Annotated in this window: 12 protein-coding genes; 8 read left to right on the forward strand and 4 right to left on the reverse strand. The window is 42.7% G+C overall.

The genetic code is table 11. From position 1 onward, the window contains the following. Positions 1-317 precede the first annotated feature (317 nt). Both ACT3QQ_RS02590 and ACT3QQ_RS02595 read left to right on the forward strand, forming a co-directional pair. The gene (locus tag ACT3QQ_RS02590; RefSeq protein ID WP_444526796.1) at positions 318-1,673 is read left to right on the forward strand and encodes a GntP family permease; all 1,356 of its coding nucleotides are present in this window, start codon (positions 318-320) and stop codon (positions 1,671-1,673) included. A gap of 111 nt (positions 1,674-1,784) precedes the next feature. Continuing rightward, a complete protein-coding gene (locus tag ACT3QQ_RS02595; RefSeq protein ID WP_444526797.1) occupies positions 1,785-2,921 on the forward strand; it encodes a glycerate kinase in 1,137 nt (378 codons plus the stop codon). Between the two features lie 111 nt (positions 2,922-3,032). Here ACT3QQ_RS02595 and ACT3QQ_RS02600 read toward each other — a convergent pair whose 3' ends face one another. Further along, on the reverse strand, positions 3,033-3,902 hold the full coding sequence (locus ACT3QQ_RS02600; RefSeq protein WP_444526798.1) for a LysR family transcriptional regulator: 870 nt from the start codon (positions 3,900-3,902) through the stop codon (positions 3,033-3,035). A gap of 108 nt (positions 3,903-4,010) precedes the next feature. Here ACT3QQ_RS02600 and ACT3QQ_RS02605 point away from each other — a divergent pair, with 108 nt between their 5' ends. Beyond that, the gene (locus ACT3QQ_RS02605; RefSeq protein WP_443532645.1) at positions 4,011-4,511 is read left to right on the forward strand and encodes a lactoylglutathione lyase family protein; all 501 of its coding nucleotides are present in this window, start codon (positions 4,011-4,013) and stop codon (positions 4,509-4,511) included. 201 nt (positions 4,512-4,712) lie between these two features. After that, the gene (locus ACT3QQ_RS02610) at positions 4,713-5,525 is read left to right on the forward strand and encodes an enoyl-CoA hydratase (protein WP_444526799.1); all 813 of its coding nucleotides are present in this window, start codon (positions 4,713-4,715) and stop codon (positions 5,523-5,525) included. 128 nt (positions 5,526-5,653) lie between these two features. Here the strand turns inward: ACT3QQ_RS02610 and ACT3QQ_RS02615 are convergent, their stop codons facing one another. From ACT3QQ_RS02615 to ACT3QQ_RS02625, 3 genes are all read right to left on the reverse strand, one after another. Beyond that, positions 5,654-5,992 carry a RidA family protein gene (locus ACT3QQ_RS02615; RefSeq protein ID WP_444519841.1) on the reverse strand — a complete coding sequence of 113 codons (339 nt, stop codon included), beginning with the start codon at positions 5,990-5,992 and terminating at the stop codon, positions 5,654-5,656. Between the two features lie 59 nt (positions 5,993-6,051). Next, positions 6,052-7,299: an NAD(P)/FAD-dependent oxidoreductase gene (locus tag ACT3QQ_RS02620; protein ID WP_444526800.1), complete on the reverse strand. Its 1,248-nt coding sequence runs from the start codon at positions 7,297-7,299 to the stop codon at positions 6,052-6,054. Between the two features lie 343 nt (positions 7,300-7,642). Continuing rightward, positions 7,643-9,823 (reverse strand): ATP-dependent helicase, encoded by a 2,181-nt coding sequence (locus ACT3QQ_RS02625; RefSeq protein WP_444526801.1) that lies wholly within the window; start codon positions 9,821-9,823, stop codon positions 7,643-7,645. A 269-nt stretch (positions 9,824-10,092) separates the two neighbouring features. On the opposite strand from ACT3QQ_RS02625, the gene ychF reads away from it, so the two are divergent. The 4 genes from ychF (at position 10,093) to ACT3QQ_RS02645 (ending at position 14,281) form a co-directional block, all read left to right on the forward strand. Further along, positions 10,093-11,184, forward strand: a complete 1,092-nt coding sequence (gene ychF / locus ACT3QQ_RS02630; protein ID WP_444526802.1) for a redox-regulated ATPase YchF — start codon at positions 10,093-10,095, stop codon at positions 11,182-11,184. A gap of 146 nt (positions 11,185-11,330) precedes the next feature. Then, positions 11,331-11,912: a hypothetical protein gene (locus ACT3QQ_RS02635; protein ID WP_444526803.1), complete on the forward strand. Its 582-nt coding sequence runs from the start codon at positions 11,331-11,333 to the stop codon at positions 11,910-11,912. A 168-nt stretch (positions 11,913-12,080) separates the two neighbouring features. After that, a complete protein-coding gene (locus ACT3QQ_RS02640) occupies positions 12,081-13,496 on the forward strand; it encodes a deoxyguanosinetriphosphate triphosphohydrolase (protein ID WP_444526804.1) in 1,416 nt (471 codons plus the stop codon). A 104-nt stretch (positions 13,497-13,600) separates the two neighbouring features. Then, positions 13,601-14,281: a TetR family transcriptional regulator gene (locus tag ACT3QQ_RS02645; protein WP_057759356.1), complete on the forward strand. Its 681-nt coding sequence runs from the start codon at positions 13,601-13,603 to the stop codon at positions 14,279-14,281. Positions 14,282-14,284: the final 3 nt, after the last annotated feature.

Consider the following 14,284-nt stretch of genomic DNA (forward strand, 5'->3'; position numbering starts at 1 on the left):
GAGTTATACAAGTATTCCCACATACATTTTGACGTCTTCTTACCATTAAAAGTTCTTGATGTTTCTCAATAGCACCAACTATTTAACGAATCTATTTCCTAGCAGCATATATTTATTATAGAATATGTCCCTTTAAAATTTCATATCGTTACTGATGCAGACGGTTGGTTTGATATCGTTTGAGTTTAGATATGGCAGAGCGCTTAAAAGCACTACAATTAGTAGACTTAACGAGCTAGATACCATATTTAATCTCGATACAACTAACTACATTGGCATTGGTAATCAATTAAGATATAAACCATATTGAGACAGTGATGATTGTATTTTGGCTTGTGCTGACCATTCTTTTTATTATTTTCGCTACCGCAAAATTAAAGTGGCATCCTTTTCTAGTGTTGATTTTGTCCGCTTTCTTGGTCGCACTATTTTATCAAGTACCACTTAACACTGTCGCAAAAACGATCTCTGATGGGTTCGGTGGTATTTTAGGCTATATCGGTCTTGTTATTGTATTTGGTACCATTATTGGCTTAATCCTCGAAAAAACTGGAGCTGCTATCGTGATGGCAGAGTCAGTTATCAAAGTATTGGGGCCACGTTTTCCTACTTTGACCATGTCTATCGTCGGTGCAGTTGTTTCTATACCTGTGTTTTGTGACTCTGGTTATATTATCTTAAACTCTCTAAAAGAGTCTTTAGCTGAGCGCCTACATGTATCAAGTGTAGCGATGAGTATTGCCTTGGCTACTGGTCTATATGCTACTCATACCTTTGTTCCACCTACTCCAGGCCCAATCGCGGCGGCCGGTAACTTAGGTCTAGAATCAAACTTAGGTTTGGTCATCATGGTCGGTGTGGTCGTAACTGCCGTTGCTGTACTGGCTGGCTGGTGGTGGTCTAATCGCTTTCTTAACGCTACTCCTGAAAATATCAATGCGGCAGACGCTCCAGCAGCAATGCCTGAAGGAATGAAGACACGTGATGATTACAGCCACTTGCCTTCAACGACAATGGCGTTCTTACCAATTATCGTTCCTATCATATTAATCTGCCTGTCCTCGGTTGCTAATTTTCCAAGCGCACCATTTGGCAATAACATGGTAGCGGAAATTCTGATATTCATTGGTAACCCATTGACTGCATTACTTATCGGTTTGTTCTTATCGTTCTTCTTAATTAAATCAAGCCAAAAAACGCAAGAAATCAGCGACAGCATCTCGCAAGGTTTGGTAGTAGCTGCCCCTATTCTACTGATCACTGGTGCTGGTGGCGCATTTGGTGCCATGCTGAAAGTTACACCGATTGGCGATTATCTAGGTTCGACGCTATCTGCTTTAGGTTTAGGTATCTTCATGCCATTTATCGTCTCTGCTGCGCTAAAAACCGCACAAGGCTCAACCACCGTCGCATTGGTTACTACCTCTGCTATGGTTGCTCCTTTATTAAATCAAATCGGTTTGGACAGCGAACTTGGACGCGTGTTCTGCGTGATGGCAATTGGTGCGGGCGCTATGACCATCTCACACGCCAATGACAGCTTCTTTTGGATTGTAAGCCAGTTTAGTCGTATGAGCGTCGCACAGGCCTACAAAGCGCATTCCATGGCCACTGGTATCCAAGGTGTGACTAGCATCGTATTTATCTGGTTGCTAACACTAGTATTTATCTAGTTCGTGGAATTAGGTGTTTCTACATACGTTTATTTGATTATTACTAAGTAAACGTTTTAAAACATGACACTATCGCAATGATCGTGTCATTGGATATTCAAAGAGAGCCGTATGAAAATTTTGATCGCCCCTGATTCGTTTAAAGAAAGTTTAGAAGCCTTGGATGTGTGCCATGCCATTCAGTCTGGTGTTCGCCAAGTGTTTCCAGACGCTGACTATAAGCTGTTGCCTATGGCGGATGGTGGTGAAGGCACATCAGCAGTATTGTCTTATGTATTGGGCGGGCGATGGAAAGAAGTCAGAGTACAGGACCCATTGATGAGACCGATTACGGCAAAGTATCTTTTATTGCCCGATGCAACTGCCGTTATCGAAGTGGCTCAAGCCTGCGGATTACACCTACTAACAGCCGATGAGCGTAATCCTGTGATTGCGAGCAGTTATGGGGTTGGGGAACTGATCAAAGATGCATTAGAAGAAGGTGCTAAGCGTATCGTTATTGGTCTAGGTGGTAGCGCGACCAATGACGCAGGTCTTGGTATGCTAATGGCGCTAGGCGTAACATTTCATGATATCAATGACAGCTTGCTTACTCATGGTGGCGGGGCACTTGCCAGCCTACACAAGCTCGATAATACAAACCTTCACGCAAAGATATCAGACACAGTATTTGAAGTTGCTTGTGATGTGACCAATCCATTATGCGGTCTACTAGGTGCCAGTGCAGTGTTTGGTCCACAAAAAGGCGCTTGTCCAGAGCAAGTCAATACTTTGGACAAGGCACTCAGTCACTTCGCTACCATTTGTGGACAGCATGGCTACGAGGATTGTCAACACGTTGAAGGCGCTGGCGCAGCTGGCGGTCTTGGCTATGCGATGATGACGTTCTTTCAAGCTCAGCTAAAGTCAGGCTTTGATACTGTTGCCGAAGTGGCTCACCTGTCGCAACATATCGCAGAAGCTGATCTTGTCATCACTGGCGAAGGTAAGCTCGATGCGCAAACAGCAATGGGTAAAGTGGCAGGTGGCATCAGCCAAATTGCTAAGGCTAGCCGTACCCCTGTGATCGCTATCTGCGGCAGTGTAGATGGTCTAAAACCTGCTCAAACCAGTCAGTTCGATGTGGTTATGCCGAGTATCCAAAAAGTAGACACGATCGATAATGTGTTAGGCTCTGCTTATAACAATATTGAAACGACTGCTGCTAATATCGCTGCAAGTATCAAACTTGGGCAGACTTTAAAATAGACACAAGCTTCCATAATCGCAATCTATCAATAAGTACCTTCTGTTAAATGCATAGCTATTGAACCTTTTATTAATCTTTTGTTAGCTGTGCATTTATCACACTCAATATATCTATAGCCATCTTTTTACTTCATCAATGACCGTATGCATTCTATTAGAGAGCGCCTGCTGTCGTCTGACCGCCAGATATAGCGTCTCGTTAACGGCAACTGGTAGATAATGACTATTAATAAGCTCAGGCTTCGGATAAGCAGCCACTGCATGTGCTGGCAAAACAGTAAAGCCTATTCCTCTACTAACAGGCTCTAAGATTAATCCTATCTGATTAGAAAAGCCTTTTTTCTCAAAATCATTGATATGCTGGAATTGCTCGTAATTGGCAGTCAGCAACATGCCTGCATGATGGGCGCCATCTGGATGATCAATAAACCCAAGTTCAATAAGCTGCTCCCAGCTCGGCTCTACGGTAGATGCAGGTGTTACTAGCATCAACGATTCTTGTGCCACAGGCTTGCAGCTAACCGATTCGTCATCTGAGATATCTGTCATAAAACCAATATCAATCTCGTGATTTGCCAGTGCGCGCTCAATATCAGAATTGGGTGCAAAGCGATAATCAATCACGAGCTTTGGATGCTGCTGCTGTAATGTCAAAAGCTGCGGATACAGCTTGAGTCCCACACTACCCGGTGACATCAATCGTACCAGCCCTTCGTAAGGCGGATCATCACCGATTCGCTGTTCTAGATTTGATAATCGCTGTAATATCTCGCCCGCTTCACTATACAACTGCTCACCTGCATCGGTTAATGAAAACTGCTTACCTTTTCGAATAAGCAAATCAACACCCAATTGGTTCTCTAGCTTACTGATATGTTGACTGACACCTGATTGTGTCATGTGTAAGCGCTCAGCCGTACGTGTGAAATGTCCGATATCAACCAGCGTGCAGAAGGTACGTAGCCATATGATATTCATCATTACATTTCATACTTATCTTTATAATAAATGATAATTTTACGTAATTAATCTCTGTTTGTATACTGGCTTCACATTAAACAAAGCCTATATCAAACAGGAGTATTACAAATGAATAATGTTTATCCAAGAAGCTTTTCGCACATCGGTCTTTCAGTCCCTGACTTAGATGCCGCCGTAAAGTTTTATACAGAAGTGATGGGTTGGTACACCATCATGGAGCCTACTGAGATTGTCGAAGATGACAGCCCGATTGGTGAGATGTGTACTGAAGTATTTGGTGCTGGTTGGGGCAGCTTCCGTATCGCTCATCTATCGACTGGTGACCGTATTGGTGTTGAGATATTTGAATTTAAAAATCAAGAAGACCCTGAAAACAACTTTGAATACTGGAAAACAGGTATCTTTCATTTCTGTGTTCAAGACCCCAATGTTGAAGAATTGGCTGAACGTATGGTTGCTGCAGGTGGTAAAAAACGTATGGAAAAACCACGCTACTACTACCCTGGCGAGAAACCTTACCGTATGATTTATATGGAAGATCCATTTGGCAACATCGTCGAGATATACAGCCATAGCTATGAGCTTATCTATAGCGAAGGCGCGTACTAAGTTTGATATAGCGTAAACTTAGTATAGACTCCGCTTATATCTGATTGAAAAACCAATAGCGTACTCATCACCTGAGTGCGCTATTTTTATTTTTGATCTTTATATATTAGTCAGCTTTTGTATAGAGTATAAGCCATGCTACTATCTGAATAGCTATAGATAGCATTTGCTAAACCAAATAACCATTATCAAGGATGATAAATGACACAATCTGACGTTACCCTAGACCTAGACAACCTTCTCGTTATTAGAGAAGACAATAAAGAGAGCGGCGTAGTCACGCTCACCTTAAACCAACCCAAGCAGTTTAATACGCTGTCTGTTGAAGTGCTGTCTGCCATACAGACGGAGCTGGACCAAATCGCTCAGGACGATAAGATCAGAGTGGTCGTGATTCAAGCGACGGGTAAGGCGTTCTGTGCTGGTCACAATCTAAAGCAGATGCGCGGGTGCTCAGATGAGGCATTCCACCGTGCTCTATTCCAGCAATGTAGCAAAATGATGCTTACCATCAACTCTATGCCTCAAGTCGTCATTGCAAAAGTACAAGGCATTGCCACCGCTGCAGGATGTCAGCTAGTTGCCGCTTGTGATTTGGCTGTTGCCGCTGATAATGCGAAGTTTGCCACCTCCGGGATAAACGTTGGGCTTTTCTGCTCTACGCCTGCGGTAGCCGTCAGTCGCAACCTACCTCGCAAACAAGCATTTGAGATGCTCATCACAGGTGAATTTATCGATGCGCACACTGCCCTGCAATATGGATTGATCAATCGAGTCGCACCGGTAGAGCAATTAGATCAAGCATTGCAGTCATTGATAACGGCGATTACTGCCAAGTCTTCGATAGCGGTAAGGACTGGCAAAGATATGTTTTATAAGCAGCTAAGTATGAATGTCGCAGACGCTTATGACTACGCTAGCAAAGTAATGACCTGTAATATGATGGCAGACGATGTGAGTGAAGGCATCGATGCTTTTATTGATAAACGCCAAGCGGTATGGAAAGGATGCTAATAGCTATATGATTAACTTTATCAGTAGCTGTATGAATAATTACGCTAGCTTATAGCCACGCATAAAAAAGGCCATAATATTGCTATCATGGCCTTTTTTTACTGGTGCTATTATCAACTACGAGCTCTTTACTCAGCAGCAATGGCGATCATCTCAACCAATAACTCAGGACGTGCTAGCGCTGATTCGCCGCAAGCACGTGCTGGTGGCTCAATACCTTCAAACCATTTGTCATAGACTTCATTCATAGCAGCAAAGTCTGCCATATCTTTGATCCAAACCGTTACTGATAGTAGTTTTGATTTGTCACTACCCACTTCTTCTAACAACGTTTGAATTTTTTCTAAGCAAGTCAACGTTTGCGCTTTGATATCGTCTTCTGCATTACCTACCTGACCGCATAAATATACGGTTTGGTTATGAACGACGATTCTGCTCATACGCGGGGTGCTGTGTAGCTTCTTTATCATGTTGTATACCTTCAATCTATTGATTTAAATCTGCGATAACTCTATCAAACACGCTCTTATTTCGAAAAACGCTGAGCACTAAATGGTGCAAGGTCTACCAATAATGGCTTTTCATGAATCATTTCTTCAACCAAACGACCTGTCATAGGCCCTAAGGTAAAGCCTTGATGACTATGACCAAAGGCGAACCATAACTGGTCATGCTTGTCTGCAGGACCAATAACTGGTTTCATATCAGGCATACAAGGACGTGATCCTGCCCATGCTTCACTCTCAACCGCATCTTCTAATGGTAAGATTTTACGAGCAAGCTTCAATACGGTTTGTAACTGACCAAAGTTCTTTGGCGCATTCATGGTGGTCATCTCAGCACCGGTCGTGATACGGATACCCTGCTGCATCGGACCCATCACAAAGCCTTTATCCATATCAAACATACTGTGATTGATGGTATTTTTTTCTGTCACTTTGAAATGCTGATGGTAACCACGCATTGGGAATAATGGCAAGTTGTAGCCAAGTGGCTTGATCAAGTCATTTGACCATGGGCCTGCTGCGATAACCAATTTATCACTATAATAAGTATCATTATCAGTGATAATTTTCCAACCTTCACCATCTTTTACGATTTCTTTTACATCGCTTTCTTTGATCGTACCCTGCATATCTTGGAAGTTTTTCGCATAGGCTTTTACGAGCGAGCTTGGGTTTGATACTTGCCAAGAATTTTTCCAATGAATTGCACCAACGAAACCTTCAAAATTAGCACTAGGTTCCATTGCTTTTAATTCTTCAAGGTTTAGGACGTTATGCTCAACCCCTTGATTACGTGCATCAATGGCTGCTGCTTGCGCTTCTTTGAAGGTCTCTTCAGAGCGATGCAATTGCAACCAGCCATCGCGAGTAATTAACTCATCAGCACCAGATGCTTCAATCATCGTTTGATGTTCACTGGTACAATGCTCAATCAGCGTCTGCCACTCTGATTCGATCTTATTGACTGAAGCAGGTGTAGAGTATTTCCAGTATTGAAGTAGTGCTTGGTGATAACGCAAAATTGCCGGGATACGATAGCGAATATCGGTACCTTGGTTCGGCAATACTCTGATCATCTCAGTCAGCTGACGAGGAAAAGGATGTGTATGAATGGCTTCGCGCTGAATCAATCCTGCATTACCATATGAGGTCTCTGACCCTGGCAATTTTTTATCTAACAATAATACATTTGAGTTATTTTTTTGTAGATGCCACGCGATTGACGTGCCAACCATACCTGCACCGATAACGATAACTTCGTAGCGCATAACCTATCCTTTTCTTAGGGTGTTAATACAGAGTATCAAATATAAGGGTCTAACAGAATTAGGTGGTAATAGTAACGCATTAGGATAAATTTTAAACCCTTATCTGAGAAATATTTTTGCGTTACATACTTTTAGTTATGGGGTTTTTGATAAAGTATTTTCGATAGGAATAATACCAACCTTAAGCTATAACCTAGCAACGAATTTGATGAAAATAGCGTCAAATTATTCAATACTTTTGGTTATAAAACACTCAACTATCGGTAAGTTAACTTATCTATATTACTGAACAGTTTTATTAGTTTATGTTTAATAAATTAAACAATTAACGAAACATAGAGTACTACCACCACACTGGATCATCACTCTCCATACTAGGTCTTTTAACCGTCTCAACCGTCACCTCATTCGCAGATAGCTCAGCGATAAACCGTGACGGCTTGTCAAAATAACCTGAATAGCTAGAAAAGTAATCAGGTGCCGTAAGATACAGCTGAGACTTAGCACGACTACAGGCGACATAAAACAGCTTGCGCTCCTCTTCGAGCTCTTCAAAGTCATCCAACGAACGATGATGCGGCGTCATACCATCGACCAAAGCATTCACAAACACCACTGGCCACTCTAGTCCTTTGGCACTATGAATGGTCGAAATAGTGACTTTGTCCGTATCGTTTGCCTCGGGCTCACTGGTTGTCGCCACCGAATCATTGGGAGGATCGAGCGCAAGATTTTCTAAGAAGTCATCAAGACTACTGTATTGTGTTGCCAAATTTTTGAGTACACGAAAGTCTTCACTACGCTCACGCCAATTCTCTTCGATCGTTTTTAAGACAGGAATATAAAATGCTAAAATATGCTCAAGGATATTTTCAATGGATTCAGCCTGAGTAGCATTCGTAAGCGTATGATACAAAGCTTCAAGCTGCTCGCTTTTTTTGGCAAACTTTGCCGTAGTTAATGGCTCAAACGAATTATTGTCAGCATTAATTGCTTGGGTCAAACGGGTCGCGGTGACTGACCCTACTCCCTTAAACAAGGTCAAAATACGGTGCCATGCGATCGTGTCATTGGGGTTATAAAGTATCTTTACGAATGCCAAAACGTCTTTTATATGACGTCTTTCTATAAACTTGATACCACCCACGACGATAAATGGAATATGACGCTCCATAAATTCTAATTGAACATAATTGGACTGAAATGACGTTCGGCACAATACAGCAAAGTCGTCATAATCAAACTCTGATTTTAGCTTGATGATCTTATCAGCAATATATTTGGCCTCACGGGTCTCATCACGCAGGCGACTAAATACCGGCTTGAGTCCTGTTACTAATGCGTCAGAGTACAGCTGTTTTTGATAGCCTAGCGTTATTTGTGCTGACAAAGCATTGATATAGTCTAAAACGGCAGGCGTACTACGATAATTTTGCTCAAGCTTGATCAACTTGGCATCGGGGTAACTCTCACCAAACAACAAGATGTTTTCATAATTGGCACCGCGAAAGGCATAAATACTCTGATTGTCATCACCAACGACCATGAGCGATACCGACTCAGGCTCACAAATCAAATCTATCAGCTCTTTTTGTGGAATATTGGTGTCTTGATATTCATCGACCATCACGTAACGGTACTGACGTTGTAGCAGTTGTCGAAATTTATCATTGGTCTTTAAATGACGTACCACTTGGCTAATAATATCGTCAAAGTCATAAAGATGATTGGCCCGCTTATACTCATGAAAGTCAACCGCCAGCTGCTCAATGATAGGAATATGTACAGCGATATCAGGGTAACTGTTTTCTATCAAATCGCGGATATGAATGCGTCTATTTCTAGAGGTTGAAAAGATGTTTTGTAAGGTCTTTTTACGAGGAAACGCTTGGTTCTTGGTTTGGGTGGGATACTTCTTTTCTTTATGAATTAGATCAATCGCATCTTCACTATCACCCGTGTCTAAAATCGTAAATCGAGGATTGATACCAAGCAGCCCTGAATACTGGCGCAGCAGCATATTACAAAATGAATGAAAAGTGCCGCTAGCAATGTCGTTGAGCCACTTATCAGTTGGCAGCTTATCCTTGGCCAAATCCTCATCAGACAAACGGCTGGTCAATAGCGTCTTTGCACGACTTTTAATTTCATTGGCGGCTTTTCGGGTAAAGGTGAGTAGCAAGATATCTTTAGGCGACACCCCATTCTCTAACAGATAACTGGTTCGATAAGTGAGTGTTTTGGTTTTACCAGAACCTGCACCGGCGATGACCAATACCTTGCCTTCGATAGTCGTTGCAGCCATTAGCTGGTCTAGATTTAACTCACTGGCATAATCGACCTTTAACCCCGCACCACCATCCAATCTTTGACCTAATAACTTGATATTTGCCGCCTCAGCAGTATCAATCAGATTTGCTTCTAGCTTTTTGATTGCCTGCTCAAGCTGAGCCAGCTTAGGTTTCATTTCAAGAAAGTTCTGCGGATAACTATAGCGGCGTGTATTAAAAATTGTGGTCGTCATTATAGGGAGTGGCCTTTCGTTTATGTTAATCGCCTTTACAAAGGATGAACCTTTGACATTGCTCACAGATCAGTTGCTCATTTTATAGTACAGCTTACCATAATAGATAAAATGGCAAAATTACTAGCAATAACAGATGCTAAATATCAGTCTACAACGCAACAACCTCACCCCTATTCAGGTAAATTTGCTACAATGTGCCCAATTTTGATTTATCATTTAACCAATCTTTATACCAACTGATTTTATTACTATATTGAGAGAATGCTATGGGTTTTAATTGCGGCATCGTTGGCCTACCAAACGTGGGTAAATCCACCTTGTTTAACGCCTTGACCAAAGCGGGTATCGCCGCTGAAAACTTTCCGTTTTGTACCAAAGATCCCAACACGGGTATCGTGCCAGTACCAGATCCACGTCTAAAAAAACTAGCTGACATCGTCATCCCCGAACGTGTACTGCCAACGACCATGGAGTTTGTCGATATCGCAGGTTTGGTCGCAGGCGCATCAAAAGGCGAAGGTATGGGCAACCAGTTCCTAGCCAATATCCGTGAGACTGATGCGATTGCTCACGTCGTACGCTGTTTTGATGATGACAATGTGGTACACGTTGATGGACGCGTCAGCCCAATTGATGACATCGAAACCATCAATACCGAACTGGCATTGGCGGATTTAGAAGCTGTAGAACGTGCGGTATTTAACTTGACCAAAAAAGCCAAAGGCGGTGATAAAGACGCTGCAGCCATGCTAGATGTGTTCAAAAAAATTGAGCCATTATTAGCAGAAGGTAAGGCTGCTCGCGCCGCTGGCCTAGACGCTGATGAGAAAAAACTAATCAGAAGTTATGGCCTAATTACCCTAAAGCCAACCATGTATATCGCTAACGTCGCTGAAGATGGCTTTGAAAATAACCCATACCTTGATGCAGTGCGCGACTATGCCACTGGTGAAGACTCTATCGTCATCGCACTATGCAACCAAATCGAAGCTGAAATCGCTCAGCTTGATGAAGAAGACAAAAAAGACTTCTTAGCCGAAATGGACATGGACGAAGCAGGTCTAGATCAAGTCATTCGTGGTGGTTATGATTTGCTTGATATGCAGACTTACTTTACCGCTGGTGTCAAAGAAGTGCGTGCATGGACGGTAGCTGTTGGCGCTACAGCCCCGCAAGCTGCTGGTGTGATTCATACTGATTTTGAGCGCGGATTCATTCGTGCTGAGGTCATCGCTTATGATGACTTTATCGAATACAACGGTGAAAAAGGCGCAGCCGCCGCTGGCAAATCACGCCTAGAAGGTAAAACTTATATCGTGCAAGATGGCGACGTCATGCACTTTCGCTTTAACGTTTAATGTTTAAGCGGTAAAGCGGTAAAGCGGTAGAGCGTATTTATAAAAAACGAGCCGATGTTGGATATTCTCCAGCATCGGCTTTATTTTACCTATCTATTGTTATATTATAACATACCTTCATTTTCACTTATTCGAGAACTTATACCATGACTAACTCTCTCTCATTCTCTAAACTTGCAGGTGCTGCATTAATCGGAAGTATCATGACAGGCTCATTATTAGGCTGCCAGCCTAGTACAGATACAGCAGCATCTGAAGAAGTAACGGCCGAGCATGAAGGTCACGATCATAGCGAACATGAAGGACACGATCATAACGAACATGAAGGACATGATCATGACGAGCATGACGGACACGATCATAACGAACATGAAGGACATGATCATGACGAGCATGACGGACACGATCATGAGGGACATAATCATGCCAGTGCAGGCACGCCGTATACTTGTGAGCCAACTGCTACCATTGGTGCTTCTTACCATAACGACGATACACCACACACCGCAAACTTAATCATCGATGGTCTAGATTACGATTTGGTCGCTACCTCAGATAGCAACACTGATGCTAATACACAAGCATATGTAGGTGAGATTGGACTGGATTATACTCACGGTATCATATGGCAAGTAAATGGCGACACAGCAACATTGCGCAATAAAACACTAGACAATGATGTAGCGATTGAAGAGGAAGAGGTGTTATTTAACTGTCAGAAATCTTAATATAGTCAATTCAATATGATTCGGATACAAGCAAACCAAGTAAAAGCACTACAAGCAGTAGGCTAAGCGAAAATAACATCGTATCCACTTTATAGATGGTTGACTATAGCTGTACCAAGGGCGCTAATTTGCTATGCTAGAGGCTCCTTTGGTTTCGGATGTTTCAATATGCTAAGTACACCAATTTCTTTGTCATCTCCTACCACACAATGGTCGCACCTCCTCAACTCACAGCGTCTTGGTGCTACCAAAAAATTCAACGCCAATACCAGTACTCGCTCTCAGTTTCATAAAGACTATGACAGACTGGTATTTTCTCACTCTTTTCGGCAGCTCAATCAAAAAACCCAAGTCCACCCGCTGACCAATCAGCTCGGTATTCATACGCGCCTGACTCATTCGCTAGAAGTTTCTTCTATTGGACGCTCACTTGGAATGATGGCTGCCGAAAAAGTTCATGATGCGTTAGGTAGCGGCTTGCCAGTAGGAGTCTCACCAGCAGATGTTGGTGTCATTGTACAAGCAGCATGCCTTGCCCATGATATAGGCAATCCGCCCTTTGGCCACGCTGGAGAGTATGCGATTCGTGATTGGTTTAGGCAGCCCGACCCTCAAGCAATTCTAGAAAACTTAAGCAGCAACGAGCGACTGGACTTACTGGCATATGAAGGCAATGCTCAAGGATTTCGCTTATTAGCACGTAATGAACATCATCCTGACAAGGGTGGTATGCGGCTCACTTGTGCCACGTTAGGCGCTTTTATGAAATATCCATGGTTGGCGACTCACAGCAACGATATCAATGATAACCATCATAATGTGCAGAAATTTGGCTGCTTTTATAGCGAGGCTTCTCAGTTAGAAGAATTGGCGGCCTGTTTGAACTTACCACGCTCAGAGCAGCACGATGGTTTTGCGCGTCATCCATTGGCTTACTTGCTAGAAGCGGCAGATGATATCTGTTACGCACTAATCGATTTAGAAGATGGCATCAATCTGAATATGCTAACCTATAGTGAAGTAGCCACGATATTTTATGAGCTAATTGGTGAGCGCCCGAGTAGCGTAAACTTGCCAGCGCATATGTCTGTTAGACAGAGTCTCGCTTCTCTTCGGGCACGAGCTATGATGCGTTTGGTCAATACTGTCACCGATGCTTTTGTCGCTAACAGCGATGCATTGCTGGCTGGCACGCTGCAAGGAAGCCTATTTGCCCACTGTGATACCAGCGTACAGAGTGGTATTAATCAAGCTAAGCAGCTAGCACGCGAAAAAATATTTAATCATCCTAGTAAAGTAAGGATGGAGCTGATGGCCAATCAATGTCTGCACAGTTTGATGAATGCTTTTATGCCACTCGCTTGGACAGGGTCTCAACCTGCTACTATGCAGCCACCAATGTCCTTTGAACAGCAACGTTTATTAAGATTATTGCAGCCTCATCTTGACGAGCATCGCCGCATATTGTCCGACGATACCTATCATAATGTCTTAAATATTTTGGATTTTATTACAGGTATGAATGACCACGAAGCCTATCGATTGGCGCAAGAATTGCAGGGACATTGGGGCACAGTGGTGTAAAAGACCAGTGCAGGTTTAGTAAATTAACACGAATGGCGTATTTCAGTCGTATTTATACGTTGAAATGAGTATGATAAACCTCTATTGGATAATTTTGAAATATTATGAGCAGTCGCGAACAAAAAAAACTTCAAACTCGGCACGCCTTTTTTAATGCTGTGCTTGATTTATGTATGACAGGGCAATCTTTTAGCTCTATCAGCCTCAGACAAGTAACACGCGAGGTTGGCGTTGTGCCGACTGCGTTTTATCGCCATTTCGATGATATGGAATCACTTGGACGTGCTTTAGTCATTGAGGAATTGGGCGGCACGTTAGCTACGTTAAGTGATAGTCTGCAAATTGGACGCAAACGTAGCTTTGATCGTCAAATCGCAAAAAGTATTCAGCTGTTTTTGTATATGGTCAGCGATCAGCCTTATTACTGGCAATTCTTGGTCAGCGAGCGTTATGGTGGGTCAGAAGCAGTGCGAAAAGCCATCAATGAGTTGATTAAGATACACGCTCAAGGTTTGGCAGATGACTTAGCGTTACAACCAGCATTTACTCATATCAATGCTTACGACCGTCGTTTATTAGCTGAGGCTGGCGTAAACATGTTCTTCTCTTGGATTATTGATTGGTTAGAGCTAACCTATACGGAAGATCATGATGATGAGATTGATCTAAACGAAATCGAAGAGAATAAACAGCTAATGCTACATAACTGTACTCGTCAAGCGCAAATGCTTTTTTACGGGGCTTATAATTGGAAGTCTAGCGAAGAAACGCGCCTTAAAGATTAAATA

Source organism: Psychrobacter sp. AOP7-A1-24 (genome assembly GCF_052376235.1).
Classification (GTDB): Bacteria; Pseudomonadota; Gammaproteobacteria; order Pseudomonadales; family Moraxellaceae; genus Psychrobacter.

Excerpts from the sequence above, each read along its gene's own strand:
- ACT3QQ_RS02590 (WP_444526796.1), top strand. The coding sequence starts at position 318 with ATGATTGTATTTTGGCTTGTGCTGACCATTCTTTTTATTATTTTCGCT.
- ACT3QQ_RS02595 (WP_444526797.1), top strand. The coding sequence starts at position 1,785 with ATGAAAATTTTGATCGCCCCTGATTCGTTTAAAGAAAGTTTAGAAGCC.
- ACT3QQ_RS02600 (WP_444526798.1), bottom strand. The coding sequence starts at position 3,902 with ATGATGAATATCATATGGCTACGTACCTTCTGCACGCTGGTTGATATC.
- ACT3QQ_RS02605 (WP_443532645.1), top strand. The coding sequence starts at position 4,011 with ATGAATAATGTTTATCCAAGAAGCTTTTCGCACATCGGTCTTTCAGTC.
- ACT3QQ_RS02610 (WP_444526799.1), top strand. The coding sequence starts at position 4,713 with ATGACACAATCTGACGTTACCCTAGACCTAGACAACCTTCTCGTTATT.
- ACT3QQ_RS02620 (WP_444526800.1), bottom strand. The coding sequence starts at position 7,299 with ATGCGCTACGAAGTTATCGTTATCGGTGCAGGTATGGTTGGCACGTCA.
- ACT3QQ_RS02625 (WP_444526801.1), bottom strand. The coding sequence starts at position 9,823 with ATGACGACCACAATTTTTAATACACGCCGCTATAGTTATCCGCAGAAC.
- ychF (WP_444526802.1), top strand. The coding sequence starts at position 10,093 with ATGGGTTTTAATTGCGGCATCGTTGGCCTACCAAACGTGGGTAAATCC.
- ACT3QQ_RS02635 (WP_444526803.1), top strand. The coding sequence starts at position 11,331 with ATGACTAACTCTCTCTCATTCTCTAAACTTGCAGGTGCTGCATTAATC.
- ACT3QQ_RS02640 (WP_444526804.1), top strand. The coding sequence starts at position 12,081 with ATGCTAAGTACACCAATTTCTTTGTCATCTCCTACCACACAATGGTCG.
- ACT3QQ_RS02645 (WP_057759356.1), top strand. The coding sequence starts at position 13,601 with ATGAGCAGTCGCGAACAAAAAAAACTTCAAACTCGGCACGCCTTTTTT.